This is a genomic window from Rickettsiales endosymbiont of Trichoplax sp. H2, from assembly GCF_009690945.1.
In the GTDB taxonomy this organism is placed as follows: domain Bacteria; phylum Pseudomonadota; class Alphaproteobacteria; order Rickettsiales; family Midichloriaceae; genus Aquirickettsia; species Aquirickettsia rohweri.
In genome coordinates, this window is record NZ_NPHZ01000001.1 from 147,098 (window position 1) to 165,150 (window position 18,053).

General features: G+C 26.6%; 22 protein-coding genes. 18 read left to right on the top strand and 4 right to left on the bottom strand.

Annotated features, from left to right (window positions below; all coding sequences use genetic code 11):
* Positions 1–2: 2 nt before the first annotated feature.
* From rpsN to h2es_RS00845, 10 genes are all read left to right on the top strand, one after another.
* Positions 3–311, top strand: a complete 309-nt coding sequence (gene rpsN, locus h2es_RS00800; RefSeq protein WP_154510514.1) for a 30S ribosomal protein S14 — start codon at positions 3–5, stop codon at positions 309–311.
* 12 nt (positions 312–323) lie between these two features.
* On the top strand, positions 324–728 hold the full coding sequence (gene rpsH / locus h2es_RS00805; protein WP_126044639.1) for a 30S ribosomal protein S8: 405 nt from the start codon (positions 324–326) through the stop codon (positions 726–728).
* A 9-nt stretch (positions 729–737) separates the two neighbouring features.
* Positions 738–1,268: a 50S ribosomal protein L6 gene (gene rplF / locus h2es_RS00810; RefSeq protein ID WP_154510516.1), complete on the top strand. Its 531-nt coding sequence runs from the start codon at positions 738–740 to the stop codon at positions 1,266–1,268.
* Between the two features lie 15 nt (positions 1,269–1,283).
* The gene (gene rplR, locus h2es_RS00815) at positions 1,284–1,643 is read left to right on the top strand and encodes a 50S ribosomal protein L18 (RefSeq protein WP_126044641.1); all 360 of its coding nucleotides are present in this window, start codon (positions 1,284–1,286) and stop codon (positions 1,641–1,643) included.
* 12 nt (positions 1,644–1,655) lie between these two features.
* Positions 1,656–2,165, top strand: coding sequence for a 30S ribosomal protein S5 (rpsE, locus tag h2es_RS00820; protein ID WP_154510518.1), 510 nt, complete (start codon positions 1,656–1,658; stop codon positions 2,163–2,165).
* A 14-nt stretch (positions 2,166–2,179) separates the two neighbouring features.
* Complete coding sequence (rplO, locus tag h2es_RS00825) at positions 2,180–2,626, top strand: 50S ribosomal protein L15 (RefSeq protein WP_154510520.1); 447 nt, start codon at positions 2,180–2,182, stop codon at positions 2,624–2,626.
* A 16-nt stretch (positions 2,627–2,642) separates the two neighbouring features.
* Entirely contained in the window at positions 2,643–3,974 is a 1,332-nt protein-coding gene (gene secY / locus h2es_RS00830; protein ID WP_154510522.1) for a preprotein translocase subunit SecY, read from the top strand.
* Positions 3,974–4,624, top strand: a complete 651-nt coding sequence (locus tag h2es_RS00835) for an adenylate kinase (protein ID WP_154510524.1) — start codon at positions 3,974–3,976, stop codon at positions 4,622–4,624. Before secY ends, h2es_RS00835 begins: the two co-directional genes overlap by 1 nt.
* Positions 4,625–5,028: 404 nt before the next feature.
* Entirely contained in the window at positions 5,029–6,009 is a 981-nt protein-coding gene (locus tag h2es_RS00840; protein ID WP_154510526.1) for a DUF4166 domain-containing protein, read from the top strand.
* Positions 6,006–7,088, top strand: coding sequence for a saccharopine dehydrogenase NADP-binding domain-containing protein (locus h2es_RS00845; protein WP_154510528.1), 1,083 nt, complete (start codon positions 6,006–6,008; stop codon positions 7,086–7,088). The genes h2es_RS00840 and h2es_RS00845 overlap by 4 nt, the downstream gene beginning before the upstream one ends.
* A 36-nt stretch (positions 7,089–7,124) precedes the next feature.
* Here the strand turns inward: h2es_RS00845 and h2es_RS00850 are convergent, their stop codons facing one another.
* The gene (locus h2es_RS00850) at positions 7,125–8,381 is read right to left on the bottom strand and encodes a 3-deoxy-D-manno-octulosonic acid transferase (protein WP_154510530.1); all 1,257 of its coding nucleotides are present in this window, start codon (positions 8,379–8,381) and stop codon (positions 7,125–7,127) included.
* Positions 8,374–9,063, bottom strand: coding sequence for a lysophospholipid acyltransferase family protein (locus h2es_RS00855; protein WP_154510532.1), 690 nt, complete (start codon positions 9,061–9,063; stop codon positions 8,374–8,376). Before h2es_RS00855 ends, h2es_RS00850 begins: the two co-directional genes overlap by 8 nt.
* 214 nt (positions 9,064–9,277) lie before the next feature.
* Between h2es_RS00855 and fliF the strand changes: the two genes are divergently transcribed.
* The 6 genes from fliF (at position 9,278) to hemA (ending at position 14,583) form a co-directional block, all read left to right on the top strand.
* Positions 9,278–10,930 (top strand): flagellar basal-body MS-ring/collar protein FliF, encoded by a 1,653-nt coding sequence (fliF, locus tag h2es_RS00860; RefSeq protein ID WP_154510534.1) that lies wholly within the window; start codon positions 9,278–9,280, stop codon positions 10,928–10,930.
* Between the two features lie 21 nt (positions 10,931–10,951).
* On the top strand, positions 10,952–11,950 hold the full coding sequence (locus h2es_RS00865) for a flagellar motor switch protein FliG (protein ID WP_154510536.1): 999 nt from the start codon (positions 10,952–10,954) through the stop codon (positions 11,948–11,950).
* A complete protein-coding gene (locus tag h2es_RS00870) occupies positions 11,937–12,647 on the top strand; it encodes a FliH/SctL family protein (RefSeq protein WP_154510538.1) in 711 nt (236 codons plus the stop codon). Before h2es_RS00865 ends, h2es_RS00870 begins: the two co-directional genes overlap by 14 nt.
* Before the next feature lie 22 nt (positions 12,648–12,669).
* Positions 12,670–12,951, top strand: coding sequence for a flagellar motor switch protein FliN (gene fliN, locus h2es_RS00875; RefSeq protein WP_126044743.1), 282 nt, complete (start codon positions 12,670–12,672; stop codon positions 12,949–12,951).
* Between the two features lie 91 nt (positions 12,952–13,042).
* Positions 13,043–13,342 (top strand): hypothetical protein, encoded by a 300-nt coding sequence (locus h2es_RS00880; protein ID WP_154510540.1) that lies wholly within the window; start codon positions 13,043–13,045, stop codon positions 13,340–13,342.
* A 20-nt stretch (positions 13,343–13,362) separates the two neighbouring features.
* A complete protein-coding gene (hemA, locus tag h2es_RS00885; protein WP_154510542.1) occupies positions 13,363–14,583 on the top strand; it encodes a 5-aminolevulinate synthase in 1,221 nt (406 codons plus the stop codon).
* 268 nt (positions 14,584–14,851) lie between these two features.
* Here the strand turns inward: hemA and rpe are convergent, their stop codons facing one another.
* Positions 14,852–15,514 (bottom strand): ribulose-phosphate 3-epimerase, encoded by a 663-nt coding sequence (gene rpe, locus h2es_RS00890; RefSeq protein WP_154510544.1) that lies wholly within the window; start codon positions 15,512–15,514, stop codon positions 14,852–14,854.
* Between the two features lie 76 nt (positions 15,515–15,590).
* Between rpe and glpX the strand changes: the two genes are divergently transcribed.
* Together glpX and recO are read left to right on the top strand one after the other, a co-directional pair.
* Complete coding sequence (glpX, locus tag h2es_RS00895) at positions 15,591–16,523, top strand: class II fructose-bisphosphatase (RefSeq protein WP_154510546.1); 933 nt, start codon at positions 15,591–15,593, stop codon at positions 16,521–16,523.
* A 12-nt stretch (positions 16,524–16,535) separates the two neighbouring features.
* Positions 16,536–17,261, top strand: a complete 726-nt coding sequence (gene recO / locus h2es_RS00900) for a DNA repair protein RecO (protein WP_154510548.1) — start codon at positions 16,536–16,538, stop codon at positions 17,259–17,261.
* A 125-nt stretch (positions 17,262–17,386) separates the two neighbouring features.
* Here recO and h2es_RS00905 read toward each other — a convergent pair whose 3' ends face one another.
* Positions 17,387–18,046, bottom strand: coding sequence for a helix-turn-helix domain-containing protein (locus tag h2es_RS00905; protein WP_230204221.1), 660 nt, complete (start codon positions 18,044–18,046; stop codon positions 17,387–17,389).
* Positions 18,047–18,053 lie beyond the last annotated feature (7 nt).

Here is an 18,053-nt window from a genome sequence, read left to right on the forward strand (position 1 = left end):
ATATGGCTAAAGTAAGTATTGTACAGAGAAATTTAAAAAGACAGAATTTATTTAAAAAAAATGAAAAGAAAAGAGAAGAGCTTAAATCAATTCGAAATGATAAGACAAAAACATTAGAGGAAAGATTTGAAGCTCAAATTTCTCTTTCTAATTTGCCAAGAAATAGTTCTAAAACAAGGATAAGAAATAGATGCTTATTGAGTGGTAGAGGTAGAGGCGTTTATAATAAGTTTAAATTATCAAGAATTTGGTTTAGAAAATTAGCATCTGAATGTAAGCTTCCAGGTGTTACAAAATCCAGTTGGTCATAATAGAGGAGATATATGTCGCAAAATCATTTACTTTCAGATACAATAGCAAGAATTAAAAATGCTCAATTAGTTAAAAAATCATATGCCATTGTATATTTTTCAAAGTTAATACATATGGTATTAAATTTATTAAATAAAGCTGGTTATATTGATAGCATAGAAAAAATTGAGCAAAGGAAAGGAGTGTCTATGATCAAGGTATATTTGAAATATGAAGGTAAAAATGATACTCCAGTTATTAAAGAATTTAATGTAGTTTCTAAACCGGGTAAGAGAATTTTTAAATCATATAAAGAAATAAATAAACTTTATGGTGGATTAGGAATGGTAATATTATCAACGTCAAAAGGTATAATTACTGATAGTGACGCTAAAGATATTAAAGCTGGTGGTGAAGTTTTATGCAATATATTTTAAATAAAAATTATGTCAAAAATAGGAAAGCAACAAATTAATATACCTGATAAAGTTACTGTGGTATTTGATAAAAATTATTTAAATATTAAAGGTCCTCTAGGGGAACTTGGAATGCATATATTTGATTCAATTAATGTTGAGTTAAATGAAAAACATATAAGTATTTTTCCTAAAGAGATTTCTAAAAAATCTAAATCATTATGGGGACTTTCTAGATCACTAATTAATAATATGGTTATAGGTGTTAATGAAGGTTTTGTTAAGAAATTAGAAATTAACGGAGTTGGTTATAAAGTTAATATTGATTCAGATTTATTAATATTAACATTAGGATATAGCCATGATATAATATATCCAATTCCTCAGGGAGTTAGTATAAAGTGCATAAAAAACATAATTGAAGTTAGTGGTTGTGATAAACAACTTGTTGGTCAAGTTTGTGCAGATATAAGAAGTTTAAGAAAGCCTGAGCCATATAAAGGTAAGGGTATAAAATATGAAGATGAAATTATTCTAAGAAAAGAAGGTAAGAAAAAATAAAATGGTAAAATAAAAATGTTAAGCAAAAGGTTAAAATACAATAGAAGAAAAGATAGAACAAGGTTCAAGGTTAAAAAAACAAAATCTAATAGGCTTAGGTTATGTTTTTATAAATCAAATAAATACATTTATGGTCAAATTGTTGATGAAGACAAAAAAGTTACCATTACTTCTTTAGCTACACATTGTAAGGATTTTAAAGATTTAAAAAATAAAAATAATATCAAGGCAGCTGAATTATTAGGGCAAAAAATAGCTAAATTACTCGTAGATAAAAATATAAAGGATGTATACTTTGATAGAGGTGGTCTTCAATATCATGGAAAAGCAAAGGCGTTTGCTGAAAGCGCAAGAAAAAACGGTTTAAATTTTTAATGGCTTATAAATATGGTTAATAATAATATAGAAATTGTAGAAAAACTTGTTAAAGTAAATAGATGTACTAAAGTTACAAAAGGAGGAAGAAAATTTAGTTTTTCTGTTATAGTTGTGGTTGGTGATAAAAAAGGCAAAGTTGGTTATGGTCTTGGTAAAGCTGATGAGGTTATGGATGCTAAAAGAAAGGCTTCAGATGAAGCTAGAAAAAATATGTTTAAAATACCTTTAAGGGAAGGTAGAACATTACATCATGATATTGTTGGTAAATTTTGTTCAGGTAAGGTAGTGATGAGAGCAGCACCTGCTGGTACAGGAGTTATTGCAGGTGGTCCAACAAGGCCTCTTTTTGAAGTTTTAGGAATTAAGGATATTGTAGCAAAATCAGTTGGCTCCAATAATCCTCATAATGTTGTTAAAGCTGCTATTATGGGATTAAGAAATATTAACACCCCAAAAATGATCGCAGATAAAAGAGGTAAAAAATTGGCAGAGATTGCAAGCCAAAGAGAAACAACTTAATAATGGTATAAGCTATGTTAAATAAGTTAAAAGGTAATAAAGGTTCTAGAAAATCTAAAAAATGCTTAGGAAGGGGTATCGCATCTGGTAAAGGTAAAACATGTGGCAGAGGTGGAAAAGGTCAAACAGCAAGAAGTGGAGTAGCTTTAGCTGGTTTTGAAGGAGGTCAAATGCCTCTTTATAGAAGATTACCAAAGAGAGGTTTTACATCTATTAATAAAGAGAGTTTTAAAATAATTAACTTATATCAAATTAACTACTTGATTAAAAAGAAGAAGTTAAAAAAAGATATAAAGCTAGAAGATATCGAGAAATTGGGGATATTTAATTCTAAAAAAGAAAAATTAAAATTACTTGGTAAGGGTGTTTTTGAACATAAATTTAATATAGAAGTTAACTCAGCTTCTAAAAAAATGATTGAAAACGCTTCTAAAAATGGTTCAGCTGTTAAAGTAATTTAATTATTCATATTTGAAAATGAAAAAAAATCAAAGCCAAAATTTTGGCAATCCATTATCTGGCAAAGGAGACTTAGGTAAAAAGATTTTTTTTGTTATATTTATTTTAATAATCTATAGATTAGGAACTTATATACCTTTACCAGGAGTCAACTTATCTATATTGGATAATATTGTTAAGGAGCAAGCTAAAGGTATATTAGGTATGTTTAATGTTTTAACAGGTGGTGCATTAGGAAGAATGTCTATTTTTACATTAAATATTATGCCTTATATTACTGCTTCAATAATTATGCAATTGATGACAGTTTTATCAAAAGAATTTAGTGAGTTAAAAAAATCTGGTGAAGTTGGTAGACAGAAAATAAACCAATATTCAAAATATTTGTCGGTTGTTTTAGCATTATTTCAAGGTTATGGAATAGCTGTAGGTATAGAATCTTTAAATTATAAAGGTATTTCATTAATAAGTGATCCTGGTATTTATTTTAGAATTGTTACAATGTTTACTTTAATGGGAGGTACTATTGTAGTTATTTGGTTTGCTGATCAAATTAATATGAAGGGGATAGGCAACGGAAGTTCTGTGATTATTTTTTCTGGAATAGTATCTGGTTTGTTACCAGCAGTATTTTCATTATTAGAAATGGGTAAAAATAATGTTGTTTCTACTCAATTTATAATATTATGCTTTATTGCAATTGTTGCAATAATTGTTTTTGTTGTATTTATGGAAAAGTCACAAAGAAAGTTGCTAGTTCAATATCCTAGAAAGCAAGTTGGAAAGAAAATATATGCAGGAGATTCTACGCATCTTCCTATTAAGATAAACGTTTCTGGTGTTATACCTCCAATTTTTGCTAATGCTTTGTTATTATTTCCTGCAACAATTGCAGGTTTTAGTATTGGTGGAGAAGTAACAGGGTGGCGTAAATTTGTCGAAAGTTATTTATCTCAAGGTAAACCGTTATACTTAATTTTATATATACTATTTATAATGTTTTTCTGCTTTTTTTATAGCACGATTGTATTTAATCCAGAAGAAACTGCTGAAAATTTAAGAAAGAACGGCGCAGTGATTATTGGTAGAAGACCTGGGAATCAAACTAAAGAATATTTTCAGTATATATTAACAAGAATTACAGTGATTGGAGCTTCATATATTGCAGTAGTATGTGCAGTACCTGAAGTTTTAACGCATCAGTTTAGTATGCCTTTTTATTTAGGAGGTACAAGTATTTTGATTGTTATCAGTGTTGTATTAGATTTAAGTTCGCAAATTCAATCACATCTATTAAGTAATAAGTATGCGCACTTAATGAAAAAAGCTAATATGATGAGGAGAAGGTAATGATAATAATTTTATTGGGGCCACCTGGTGTAGGCAAGGGGACTCAGGCAAAATTATTATCCAAGAAATATAATTTATCTCAACTTTCAACAGGTGAGATTTTAAGAAAGGCTATTGATAATAAATCAGAAATAGGTCTTAGGGTTCAAGAAATAATCAATCAGGGTGGCTTAGTTTCAGATGATATAGTGTGTGACTTAGTTGAAAAAGAACTTTTATCTAATAAAAGCTCAAATAAGGCTTATATTTTAGATGGATTTCCAAGAACTATAAAGCAGGCTGAAAATCTTAATGGTGTATGTGTTAAGAATAAAATAGACATGCCGTATATAATATCTTTAAAACTTGAAGAAAAAGAAATTTTTAAAAGATTATCAGCTAGGGTTTTTTGCTCTAATTGTAATCAATCATATAATTTAATTACAAATCCAACAAGTGTTAAAGGAGTTTGTGACAAATGTGGTAGTAAGAAATTTTATACTAGAGAAGATGATAAAGAAGATGCAATAAAGAAAAGATTAGAAGAATATAATAATCAAACAAAACCATTAATGGATTTTTATAAAACAAATCCAAGATATATTTCAGTTAATGCTAATAGTAACATTGAAGATGTTAGCAAACTAATTAATAAATTTTTAGATAAATAACTTTTTATCTAGAAATTTTATTTAAAATTATTAGTAATTACAAAATTGAAATTCATACTAGTAACTAGATAAAAATCTTAACGTAATTGTAACATTTATTTAGTATAATTTAGGTTAATAAGTAATAGGTTGACCTGAACAGCAGATAAAAAGGTATAAATTTATAGCAAATCTTGAAATTATGAATTAACGTTTTTCTCGACAGTCATCACGAGCTACGGAAGTGGTGTGGTGATCCAGTGATATTGCTTACGTTTTTTTGATGTATTTTTGGATTGCTACACAAATATACAATTTATTCGCAATGACTAGAGTGCAAATCAAAATGAAACAAAAATTTTGTTTTTATTTGTAAATAGGGTAGTTTTAGTTTAAGTGTATTTATAAAATATAAAGCATCATACATGGTAAAGTATAATCAGGAAGTGGTATACTTAATTTATGATGGAGAATGTCCTATTTGTAAAAATATAGCACAAATGCTAAAAATTCGTAAATCTATTGGTGAACTTGTTATTATAAATGCTAGAATTAGTCAGCCATTAATTTTAGAAGCTAAAAAACAAGGATATAATTTAAATGAAGGTTTGATAGTAAAATATCGAGAACAATTTTATTATGGTGAAGATGGAATGTGTATATTAGCGATGTTTAGCAGTCAATCTGACTTATTTAATAAAATAAACAGCAAATTATTTAAATCAAAAGTGTTATTGAAATTAATTTATCCTATTTTAAAGTTTGTTCGTCTTTGTTTATTAATAATAATTGGCGTTAAGAAAATAAAACATGATAGTGAGCCTATATATAAAGTAATTTTTAAAGGTTCATATAATAATATGCCAGTAGTATTAAAAAAACGTTATTCTAATAGGCAGTATTCAAAAGATATACTTGTGTTTGACGGTAATATGAATATTAGATTTTCTAAATTTTTTAAAATATTAGTACCTTTGTTAAAACTATTTAAAGTATTTGTGCCTTATGAAGGAACTAATATTCCAACGAAGGTTTATGCAAAAAGTAAAGAATATTCAAAGAGTTATATTTTAGAAAGACATTTTAATTTTTCAAAACATAATCCATATATATTTTGTTCAAAATTTACAGCAAGCAAAGATAATATTATAGTTGAAATTGTGAGGTTTGGTATAGGATTGAGTTATTATTATATTTTTGATGGAAATAAAGTTAAGATAAAGCATAAATGTTATGTTTGGCATATATTTGGCAAATTTATTCCTATACCACTTAGTTTATTAATTGGTAAAGTATACGCAGAAGAAAGGGCAATTGATGAAAATAATTTTAAATTATCATTAGTAATTATTCATTCATGTTTTGGAAAGATTTTAGACTATAATGGTAAATTTAAAATAATATGAATAAAATTCTTATTCTTGGTGGCTATGGTAATTTTGGAAAGATAATTACTGAACAATTAGTAAGGGCTGGAATAGATATTACTATTGCTGGTAGGAATGAAGAGAAAGCAAAAAAAGTTGCAGCAGAATTAAATGTGAAGGAAGCAATATTTGATGTAAATACAAGCTTTGATTGCTATCTTAAGATAATAAAGCCAAAAATAGTTATAAATACTTGTGGACCATTTCAAAAAGCTGATTATTCAATTGCAAAGAGTTGTATTAAACAAGGAGTGCATTATATAGATATTGCTGATGGACGTGATTTTGTATGCAGAATTATTGAATTAGACAAATTAGCAAAACAAGCTAATACAATAGTTATAAGTGGTGCTAGTACTGTTCCTTGCTTATCATCTACAGTTGTAGAAAAATTTAAAAATAAATTTTCTCAAATTGATTCTTTAATTTACGGAATAACACCAGGTCAAAGAACTCCACGGGGTCGTAGTACATTAACAAGTATTTTAACTTATCTTGGAAAGCCATTAAAATCATCTTTCAACAGTAATAAATTAGTATATGGTTGGCAAGATATTTACAGGCAAAAATATCCAGAATTAGGTAAGCGTTGGATGGCAAATTGTGATGTTCCAGATCTGGATATATTTCCTAAACAATATGGTATAAAAGTAATTAAATTTTCTGCTGGTATTGAAAGTAGTTTTTTACATCTAAGTGCCTGGGCATTGAGTTGGTTAAAAAGAGTGGGATTATCAATAAATTTAGAAAAATATGCTGATTTTTTGTTAAAATTAAGTAATTTTTTTAACATTTTTGGTACTGATAATGGAGGCATGCATATGATTATAAAAGGTAAAGATAAATTTAATCAAGTATATGAGCGTAAATGGTTTCTTATAGCAAAAAATGATTCTGGAATACAAATTCCATGTGTACCTTCAGTTATATTAGCTAAAAAAATATTATCAGGTGAATTAAGTGAATTTGGTGCAAGGCCATGTATAGGAATGGTAAAATTACAAGAATATCTAAATGAATTAAGTGAATTTGAAATTATTCAGTATATAAAAAATTAATCTAAAATGCTTTTTATGTTGATTAAAATTATAGTATTATTTTAGATATTCATAAATAGTGTTAAGTGCAACTTTAAAAACATCTTTTTGTTTGTTGATTATTTTTGTTGAATTTTTGATAAGTTGTTCTTTATATTTAGAATCATTGAATAATTTTTGTAATTCATTTTTAAGTTGCTGAGTAGTTTGTGTAGTAATGATTGCTTTATGCTTAACAAATTCATCTATTAGATCTTTAAAATTTGATGTATAAGGTCCTACAATAATTGCACAATTTTGTTTTGCAGGTTCTAAAATATTATGTCCACCAATGTTAGCAAAAGATCCGCCAACAAATATTATATCATGGGCTTCAAAAAAGTTGCCTAATATTCCAAATGCTGAAATTAATAAAAGATCATTTTCATCCTTAAAATCTTTAATATCAGTTATATAATCTAATTTATAATTTTCAGATAAAGAAATTACTTCTTCTATTCTTGATGGATGGCGGGGAATAATAATAGTAAATATATTGGAAATATTTTCTTTAAGTTCTTTGTGAATTTTAACGATAATTTTCTCTTCTCCATCATGAGTGCTGACTGCAACAAAAACATTTTTGTTTTTAAGTTTAGATTTTAATTCTTTTACATAAGTATCTGAATAAGATAAAGATGGAGATGAGTACTTGAAATGTCCGATATATTCAACATTATCTTTTGTAAAAGTTATAAATCTATTATAATCTAATTGACTTGCTGTATATATTACAGAGAATTTTCTTAATATTGAGCTTGTGAAGTTTTTATACTTACTCCACATAGCAAATGAGGAATCTGATAATCGACCATTAAATAGGAGTATGGGAATATCTTTTGTATTAATTTGATCAATTAAATTTGGCCATAATTCTGATTCAATAAATATTACAATTTTAGGATTCCAATAGTTAATAAATCGTTTAACAATAAAATTTAAATCAATTGGTAAAAATTGATGAGTTGTATTATTCAATTTTTCTAATTTAAAAATTTTAGCAGATGTAAGTGTTGCAGTAGTCATCAATATATGTAAATCAGGTCTCTTATCTGAAATAATTTTAATAAGTGCAATAGCCATATTAGTTTCTCCTACGCTTGCCGCATGAAACCAAATTATTTGTTTGTTTTTTGGATAATTAGCAAATTTAATAGTAAGTTTTTGAGATAAACTTGTGGTGTTTTCCTTTCCTCTAATCAACCTAATAAACATATAAAAAATAATTACAGGAGATGCAATTAATGAAATAATGTTATATATTGTTCTATACATTTTTGTTTTTTAAAGATACTTGATGATCTAAGTCATTTAGTTGTTTTATCATTATTTTTTCTAATTCATTGTTTTGTGTATTATTAAATTTATATGGTTTAGATATATTTACTAAAATTTTAGTAAAAGGTAAAGGGATTGTAAAATTATCCCAGCTTTTAAGAGTTTTAGATCTTGTTGCAGCAAATGATAAACAAATAATAGGTATATTAAATTTTATTGCTAAATTTGTAAGAGCACTATTAACTTTATACCTAGGGCCTCTAGGTCCATCAGGTGTGATTACTATTCGTTCATTTTGTTGTATAGATTTTATTATATCTTTTGTTGCAGATAAACTTCCTTTGAAGCTGGATCCTCTTATAATATCATGATTATAAAGCTTTACAAATTGATCAACATATTTTCCATCCTTATGTAAGGAAGTTAATACTTTAAATTTTCCAAATTTTTTCATAATTTTAGGAAAAATTAAAATTCTTCCATGCCATAAGCTTAAAAAACAAACTTTATTTGACTTCAAGATCTTAATTGATTCATCATCTATATTTAATTTTATTTTTGAAGTGATAAATACAATTAATAAATAGAGTTGAATTATTTTTGTTACAGATAACAGAAAAAAACTATGATTTAAAATTTTTTTAAAAAAGTTTTTAAACCTATATTCTTTTTTAAGCAAAGCTTTGAATTAAATGTTACTATAAGAACTTATATATACAATAAATTTTAATATTAGGCTATAATTGATGTTATGCTAAGGTATAAATCCAAAATGATACAAAAAATTTCTGGATTTATAGATTTAAAATTGCTAACATATTTTAGTTGTAATTGTAGAATCTAAGGTGTAGGTTTTTTCTTTAGATTTTTGACGGTAGTGGGGCGTGTGTTAAATGGATTTTTTAAAAAAACTTGGAATTTATAAAATAGTTTTATTCTCTTTATCAACTTTAGCTGTATTGGTTGCTTTAGTATACTTTGTTGTTAGTTTATCTAAGCCAATATACGGCCCTTTATATAATGATTTAACACAGCAAGATCAAAATATTGTTACTTTAAAGCTTCAAAGTATGGGTATTAATTATCAAGTTGGTGCAAAAAATTCTCAAATTTTAGTGCCAGCTGATAAGGTTTTGTCATTAAGAATGTATTTTGCTCAAAAAGGTCTAATAACATCAGGAAATTTAGTTGGATATGAAATTTTTGATAAAGAAAACGGCCTTAGTAGCTCACAGTTTTTAAATAATGTAAATGCTTTAAGGGCGCTTGAAGGTGAGTTATCTAGAACTATAAACAGTTTGTCACAAGTAGAAAATTCAAGAGTGCATTTGGTTTTACCAAAGAAAGAGTTGTTTTCTAAATCAAGTGTTACGCCATCAGCATCTATTATGTTAAAATTAAAAGTAGGTGAATCTATTTCAAAAAATGAAATTAAAGCAATTACTAATTTAGTGGAAAAGGCCGTACCTGATCTATCTTCTGATAATATAAGTATAATTGATAGTATAGGTAGTTCTTTAAAAGCACCAGGTTCTGAAGATAATGGATTATTTAATGATAATAATTCTGAATTTAAATCATTTGAATATCAAAATTTAGTAGAGAAAAAGCTTAAATCAAAAATAGAAAATTTACTAGAAAGTCGTGTTGGTATTGGGAAAGTTAAAGTAAATGTTGCGGCTAAAATCAACACTAATAGACAAGTTATGGTATCTGAAGTATTTGATCCTGATGGTCAGGTGATCAGATCAAAAAAAGTTAGTGAAGAAAAAGAAGATGATGAAAATGATGGTGATGGTATTTCTGTTGCAAATAATATTCCAAATTCAAATCAGCAATTAAATAACTCTAATTCAATACTTAAGAAAAAAAGTAAATTAGATGATATTACAAATTATGAAATATCTAAAACTGTAACAAACAAAATTATAGATGAAGGTAGAGTTGAAAAACTATCTGTGGGGATTTTAATTGATGGTTATTATGTTTATGATGAAAAATCTAAAAGTAATGTTTATGAAAAGAGGAGTGATGAAGAACTAGAACAATTAGGGGCTTTAGTGAAATCTGCTATAGGTTATGATCAAAATAGAGGTGATACAATAGAAATTGTTAATTTAAAATTTATAGATAATAATTTTGAAAAAGATATTCAGAAAGCTAATTGGCTAGATGATAATTTAAAAAATTTAATCCAAATGGGAATGATTGGTGTTATCGTTATTCTTGTTATATTGTTAATATTTAGACCAATTTTAGCAAAGATTTTAGAAGCTAATAAAAGTGGATTTGGAGAAATCAACAAATTTTTTGATTTTAAAAAATTTGGAACTAATAATAAATATTCTGGTGAGGATAACATGGATAATAAAGATTTTTCATCTTCTGCTCTTAATGATTATTCAGAATCTGGAGGTAAAAAAATACCTGTAGGAATGAAACATAAACAAATCTTAGATAAAATAAATGAGTTGGTTGAGAATTACCCTGAGGAAGCAACAGAAATACTAAAGAAATGGATCAATAATGATCAAAAAATTTTATAAATATCAATAATTAGTTTTATTATGGAAGTAAACAATTTAAATCAAGAGAACATTATAAGTGCAGCTGTATTGCTTTTAACTTTAAGTGAAGATAATGCTGCAAAAATATTAAAGCAATTATCAGATGATGATGTTTATAAGATATCAAATGAAATAGCAAATTTAAAAGAAATGGACACTGAAATAGTTTTGGATATATTATCTTGTTTTGCTGATAAAATAAGTGGTGCAAGCTTATTAGGCGGCCATTTACCAAAATTAAAGAGATTTTTATATAAAGTATTTGACGAAGAAAAAGTAGAATATATCATGAGAAATATTGATAGTCCTATGAATCAAGTTTGGGAATCACTATCAAATATGAATGATAAATCATTAGTTGAATATTTAAAAAATGAATATCCACAAACTGTTGCATTTATCTTATCTAAGCTTCCATCTCAAAAAGCATCTAGTATTATAACTAAATTTTCTGATAATTTTTCTTTTGAAGTAATTAAAAGGATTTTAAATCTTGAAGAAGTGAGTAAAAATGTAGTAGTGAATTTGGAAAATACTTTGCGTAAAGATTTAATTGAAATATCAGATTCATCTAGGGAAATTGATAATAACCAAGTGGTTGCAGATATTTTTAATAATTTTGATAAAAAGAACGAGAATACATTTTTTAATCTTTTGGAAAAATATGATGAAAATAAAGCTCGTTTGGTGAGAAAGCATATGCTTATTTTTGATGATATTAAAAGGGTTGATTCAAGTGGTATGCAGATGCTTATTAGGTATTGTGATAAATCAATTTTACCTAAAGCATTAAAATTTGCAGATGATGATATAAAAAATTGTTTTTTTAATAATATGTCGGCAAGAGCTGCTAAAATTCTAATAGAAGAAATTGAAAGTTCTAGTAATGTTAAATTTGAAGAAGCTGAATTATCTCAAAAAAATACTTTAGTAGTTTTAAGGGAATTAATTAATAAAGGACAAGTAACTTTAAAAGATATTGTAAATGAATCAAATTAATATGAAGGAGCTTGAGGTAAAAAAATTTACGTTTTATAATTTTAATGATGATATTAGTATAGAAGAAAATGCAACAAAGAAAAATATCAAGGATGAATATACTGGTAAAGATTTAAAAGTAACTAGTGATATATTGGCAAAAAAAGAAATTGTTGTAGAACAAGATCATTATACAAAAGAAAAGATTGAAATTTTAAAACTTGATTCTTTTAATAAGGGGTGGTCAGAGTGCGAAGTTGCTCAAAAAAAACTTTTAGATAAAGTAAAGGAAGATAATACTTATAGTATATTAGAAAAAATTGATACCAATTTAGCTAATATAAATGAGACGATTGAAAGTAAATATGAAAATCTAGCAAATGATTGTGTTGAACTAAGTTATATAATTGCAGAAAAGTTAGTAGGAAAACTAAACAAAAAATTTCCAAATGAAGCAATTTTAGAATTTTTAAGCAATAATTTACCATTATTATCTCATATAAGTGAAATTAAAATAATGATTAATCCAGATAATTTTATTCAAATTGAGGATTATTTAAATAGTATACATAAAGATTCAATGATAAAAATAAAATTAATTAAAGATAATTCAATAAGTATTAATGATTGCAAGATTGATTGGGGTAATGGGGTGATAAAGAAGGATACGAAAAAAGTTAAAGAAGATTTAGAAGAAATTTTTAAAAATAATTTATAATTAATTATATTGGTAAGGTACTATGTCTACAGAAACAGATAATATTAAGAATAAAAATGGAATCAACTTAAATCTTAAGGCTATTTATGATGTGCCTATGAGGTTGAAAGTTGTTTTAGGACAAACGGATTTTAAGGTAAGTGATTTATTGAAATTAAATAAAGGTGATAAGATTGAATTAGATAAAAAACCTGGTGATCCAGTTGATTTGTTTGTCAATGATAAATTAGTTGCCAAAGGTGAAATAGTCCTTATTGATGAAAAAGTTGGATTAACACTTACTGAGATTATTGCAAATGATTAATTTAATTAATTTTAAATTAGATTTTGCTTGATTATAAAGTATAAATTATATATTAATCATATGAATGATAACATTTAAACGTAATTAAATTATGATAGAAAAGCTAATTAACTTCTTACACGTTGCTCCATTGATTATTATTTTTGGTTTAATAATTGGTGGGAAAATTAATAAAAAAATAACTGGTAAAAATTTTGATTTTTCTCCAACTATTTTATTATTAGGTTCTATTGGTATTGCTTCAGGTTTTGGTATTCACCATCATCATGGGGAGGAGACTTCAAGTATTTGTTATTTATGCTTTGGATATGCTGCTATTTTAGCAGGGCTTGGCCTTAAATTAGCTAAATCAAATAAGTCAAATAAGGTGGCAGAAAAAAAAAGCATATAAAAATTTAACTTTTTTATAAAATGGAAAAATACTTTCTTTCAGCTCTTTCAAAAATTAAGAGTGAAGGAAGGTATAGGGTTTTTACTGAATTAAAGGGTAATCCTGCTAATAAGGTTAAGGCTTTTAGTTTAAAGCATAATAGAGACATTGATATTTGGTGTAGCAATGATTATCTTTCAATGAGTAAAAATGAAATAGTTATAGATGCTTTAGCTAAAGGTGCTTATGAATTTGGAGTTGGATCTGGTGGCACTAGAAATATATCCGGGACTAGTGATTCTGTAATTAAAGTTGAAAACGAGATTAGTAATCTACATAATAAGGAATCAGCTCTTGTTTTCACTTCTGGTTATATAGCTAATCAAGCTACATTATCCACTATTTCTAAAATTATTCCAAATTGTGTTATATTTTCAGATGAAGATAATCATGCCTCTATTATTTATGGTATTAAAGAGAGCAAGCTTGAGAAAGTAATTTTTAAGCATAATGATATGGATGATTTAGAGAATATGCTAAAAAAATATCCTTATGACTGTCCTAAATTGATAGTGTTTGAAGCTGTTTATTCTATGTCAGGTGATGTAGCTCCTGTTGGTAAGTTATGTGAATTGGCTGAAAAATATAATGCATTAACTTATGTTGATGAAGTTCATTCAGTTGGTATATATGGAAAAGAAGGTGCAGGGATATGTGAAGAATTAGGGTTTCAAGATAAAGTTGATATTATTCAAGGTACATTTGCAAAGGCTTATGGTGTGATAGGTGGGTATATTGCTTCAAAATATGAAATTGTTGATAGTATTAGGAGCTATTCTCCAGGATTTATTTTTACTACATCACTTCCTCCTGCAATAGCAAATGCTATATTTGCTAGTATAAAACATCTTAGAAAATCAAATGCTGAAAGAGAGAAATTAAAAAATATAGTATCTATATTGAAGAATAAACTTATAAATAAAGGTATTAGTTTTTTAGAAAATCAAACGCATATTATTTCGATTATGATTAATAATGCTAAATTATGTAACGATGTATACACAAATTTATTAAAGGATCATTCAATATATGTTCAAGGTATTAACTTTCCAACAGTACCTAAAGGTGAGGAAAGATTAAGGATAACTGCAAATCCATTCCATACTGAGGAGATGGTAGAAAAGCTAGTTAATTCTTTATATATTGTTTTGTCAGATTACAATATTTATTGTAAAAAGCTTAAAGAAGTCTCAGTTGCTTAAATTATTAGATAAACATGAGATTTTGCATATTGAACAGTGCATCTAGTTGTTATTGTGAGGATGTGAAAAGGTATTGGTGGCAATCTATAAATAAATCAGATAAGTAGGGTTGCTGGATAATCATAATACTCACGTGGCTCGTGAGGACAATTGCGAAATTGTTGGCCCTTGAAGACAAAAGAAAGATGTAATGACTAAGTTGTTTGATCTTATGATGATTGATTATAAGATTTAATATTAATTTACAATTTTTATAGCTCAGGTTAATTTAATTGAAGCAATTTTTTAATTTAATAACTCTCTCTTTATAGTTAGTGCTTTTAAAGATATAACTTCCAGCTATTGCTAAATTAGTACCATTTTTTACACATTCAGTTAATGTAGTAGGATTAATGCCACCATCTACTCCAATATCAATATTTGCTATATTGCTTGTCATAATACTAATATTCTTAATCTTCTCTAACTGACTATTTAAAAATTTTTGTCCGCCAAAACCTGGATTAACAGTCATTATTAATATCTCATCAAGTTTATCACATATATATTTTAAAGTAGATTCATGTGTAGAAGGTACAATTGAAATTCCTGCTTTTACGTTTTTTGATTTAATATAATCTATGAACCTATCTATATGTGTAACGGTTTCTTGATGAAAAATAATGGCATCACTTCCTGCTTCGATATATGCATCAATATATTTTTCAGGGTTTTTTATCATCAAATGCGTTTTTAGTGGTATTGAACTTTCTTTTTTAATGCATTTTACAATATCAGGTCCAAAGGTTAAATTTGGTACAAAATGACCATCCATAATATCTAAATGAATTGAATCAGCTCCAGAAGTTGATATATTTTTTACTTCTTCTTTTAAAATAGAAAAGTCTGCAGCAAGTATTGAAGCTGATATTTTATGCTTTTTTGTTGTCATTATATTTTGCACTTATCATTATTTTGTCATATATTGATTGGATATTAGCACAATTTTTGTTTTTGCATAGAAAATTATGGATAATAAATGGTTATACCTTATTCAAAATATTACGGAAAATACAGCAATTGCATGTTACGAGTGGATCGGTAAAGGAGATAACATTGCTGCAGATAGAGCAGCTGTAGATATTATGAGGAAAGAATTAAATAAGTTACCAATGAATGCAAGAATTGCCATAGGTGAAGGAGAAAGAGATAAAGCTCCTATGTTATATATTGGAGAGAAATTAGGTAAAGGAGGTGAAGATATTGATATTGCAGTTGACCCTCTTGAAGGTACTACAATATGTGCTAAGGCAGGATTTGGGTCTATGGCAGTAATTGCAATTAGTTCTAAAGATTCTTTTTTATATGCTCCTGATTTGTATATGGAGAAAATAGCTATAGGAAAAAATTTTCCAAATGATATTATTGATATAAATAAAAGTATCAGAAAAAATATTAGTAATTTAGCAGAATATAAAAATTGTGATGTTAAAGATATAGTTGTCATGATGCTTGAAAGAGATAGGCATCAAATACTACTTGATGAAATAAGGAGTATAGGGGCAAAAGTAAGGTTAATAGCCGATGGTGATATTTCAGCTGTTATAGCAGCTGCAAGTTCCGATAGTGATGTTGATATATATGTTGGTAGTGGTGGTGCTCCAGAAGGAGTTCTTGCAGCTTCTGCATTAAAATGTATTGGAGGAAAAATACAAGGAAAACTGGTATTTAAGAGTAAAGAGCAGATCTCAAGAGCTAATAAGATGGGGATTAAAGATATGGAAAAAGTTTATGAAGTAGATGATTTAGTAAAAAATGATGTTATATTTTCTGCAACAGGAGTGACAGATGGATATCTAGTAAAAGGTGTTTATAAATCAAAAGATAAGTTTATAACAGAGACGTTATTATTTAACTCATATCAAAAAAAATCCCATAAAGTGATAACTAAGAAATACTAAAAAAATACAAATATGATAGAGATTAGAGATAAAGGCGTAATATTATCAGTTAAGCACTTTCAGGAAAAATTTTTGATTGTAAAATGTTTTTCGGAAAATAATGGTATTATCTCTGGATTAATTAGAGTAAGCAAAAAGAAAAATGAGAATATTCCAGGGAGTATTATATTTTTTCATTGGAAAGCTAGATTAAACGATCAGTTAGGATACTTAAAAATTGAAATTTTAGATTGTGTGTTTTCAGATATAATATTTGATAAAAATAAGATATCGATATTGAATTCAACAATATCAATGATAAAAGTAATGCTAAAAGATAGAGAAGTGAATAAATTAGCATTTCGAGAATTACATTTATTATTAAAGATAATTTGTACTAATGATATACTTAATGAAGTGTATAAAGCATATATCAATTTTGAAAAAAAATTATTAAATTATTGTGGTTATGGTTTAGATTGGAGTCGATGCGCTATCACAAATTCTAGTAGTAATTTAAAATATGTATCTCCTAGAACTGGTAACGCTGTAACAGCTGAGGTTGGTGCAAAATATCAAGATCAATTATTTAAATTACCAAAATTTTTAATAAACAGTAATATAGAAGCTTGTAAACAAGACATAATGACTGCATTAAATTTAGTGGGTTATTTTTTTGAAAAATTTATATTTACACCAAATTATATAAGATTTCCTGAAGCTAGAATTAATTTAATAAAATATATAGAAGCTCAATAATAATTAGAGATTTATAATTTGCAAAGCAAGTACATGGACTATAATCAAAATAATAATTCAAGCTAAAGTCATCTTGTAAAATAAATTATCATAATGAAAAATATATTTGATAAAAAAGAATGTAATTATATATCTTTACTTAAATTGTCCCAAATCATATCAAACTGATTAGAATTTACTAAAAAAATATGAAAATTTTCAATTAATAAGACTCTGAGTGGATCAAATATAACAAAAGCTACTTTTCTATCATAAATAAATATTGGTAACGGAAAAAAATATTCAGCAGGTATTTGCCTGTATTCTTTATATTTTTTATCATCTATATTACTATCTTTATTACTTGTAAGAATTTTATAACTTAGGTTATTTACTTTTTCCATGCGATTTTCATGCATAGATATATATTCTTCTTCTATTAATTTATTAATAGAGTTTTTTTCAATGCCACTAACTTTTATGCAACCGCCAACTTCTTTAACTGATTCGTAAATATCATTTAAAAGATATAAAAGCCCATCTTTTCCATCTAGTGTTTTAATTATATCTACTTTGTTCCTTAAGCCGTCATTAACTAAAAATTCAATTTTTGCGTTTGTAAATGCATTGTGAATTTTATTTGCTGTCTTGCTTGTTAAATGGTGTTTTTCATTTTCAATATTAGCAATTGTAGCTTTTGTAAGATTGCACCTATTTGCTAATTCTGATTGAGTCCAGTTCAACAATCCCCTAGCTGCTCTAACTTGTGCGCTTGATATTAATATTTGATCACCATTTTTGTTCATGTATGAC

Coding starts and splice junctions, on each gene's coding strand:
- rpsN (WP_154510514.1), top strand. CDS start 3: ATGGCTAAAGTAAGTATTGTACAGAGAAATTTAAAAAGACAGAATTTA.
- rpsH (WP_126044639.1), top strand. CDS start 324: ATGTCGCAAAATCATTTACTTTCAGATACAATAGCAAGAATTAAAAAT.
- rplF (WP_154510516.1), top strand. CDS start 738: ATGTCAAAAATAGGAAAGCAACAAATTAATATACCTGATAAAGTTACT.
- rplR (WP_126044641.1), top strand. CDS start 1,284: ATGTTAAGCAAAAGGTTAAAATACAATAGAAGAAAAGATAGAACAAGG.
- rpsE (WP_154510518.1), top strand. CDS start 1,656: ATGGTTAATAATAATATAGAAATTGTAGAAAAACTTGTTAAAGTAAAT.
- rplO (WP_154510520.1), top strand. CDS start 2,180: ATGTTAAATAAGTTAAAAGGTAATAAAGGTTCTAGAAAATCTAAAAAA.
- secY (WP_154510522.1), top strand. CDS start 2,643: ATGAAAAAAAATCAAAGCCAAAATTTTGGCAATCCATTATCTGGCAAA.
- h2es_RS00835 (WP_154510524.1), top strand. CDS start 3,974: ATGATAATAATTTTATTGGGGCCACCTGGTGTAGGCAAGGGGACTCAG.
- h2es_RS00840 (WP_154510526.1), top strand. CDS start 5,029: ATGGTAAAGTATAATCAGGAAGTGGTATACTTAATTTATGATGGAGAA.
- h2es_RS00845 (WP_154510528.1), top strand. CDS start 6,006: ATGAATAAAATTCTTATTCTTGGTGGCTATGGTAATTTTGGAAAGATA.
- h2es_RS00850 (WP_154510530.1), bottom strand. CDS start 8,381: ATGTATAGAACAATATATAACATTATTTCATTAATTGCATCTCCTGTA.
- fliF (WP_154510534.1), top strand. CDS start 9,278: ATGGATTTTTTAAAAAAACTTGGAATTTATAAAATAGTTTTATTCTCT.
- h2es_RS00865 (WP_154510536.1), top strand. CDS start 10,952: ATGGAAGTAAACAATTTAAATCAAGAGAACATTATAAGTGCAGCTGTA.
- h2es_RS00870 (WP_154510538.1), top strand. CDS start 11,937: ATGAATCAAATTAATATGAAGGAGCTTGAGGTAAAAAAATTTACGTTT.
- fliN (WP_126044743.1), top strand. CDS start 12,670: ATGTCTACAGAAACAGATAATATTAAGAATAAAAATGGAATCAACTTA.
- h2es_RS00880 (WP_154510540.1), top strand. CDS start 13,043: ATGATAGAAAAGCTAATTAACTTCTTACACGTTGCTCCATTGATTATT.
- hemA (WP_154510542.1), top strand. CDS start 13,363: ATGGAAAAATACTTTCTTTCAGCTCTTTCAAAAATTAAGAGTGAAGGA.
- rpe (WP_154510544.1), bottom strand. CDS start 15,514: ATGACAACAAAAAAGCATAAAATATCAGCTTCAATACTTGCTGCAGAC.
- glpX (WP_154510546.1), top strand. CDS start 15,591: ATGGATAATAAATGGTTATACCTTATTCAAAATATTACGGAAAATACA.
- recO (WP_154510548.1), top strand. CDS start 16,536: ATGATAGAGATTAGAGATAAAGGCGTAATATTATCAGTTAAGCACTTT.
- h2es_RS00905 (WP_230204221.1), bottom strand. CDS start 18,046: ATGAACAAAAATGGTGATCAAATATTAATATCAAGCGCACAAGTTAGA.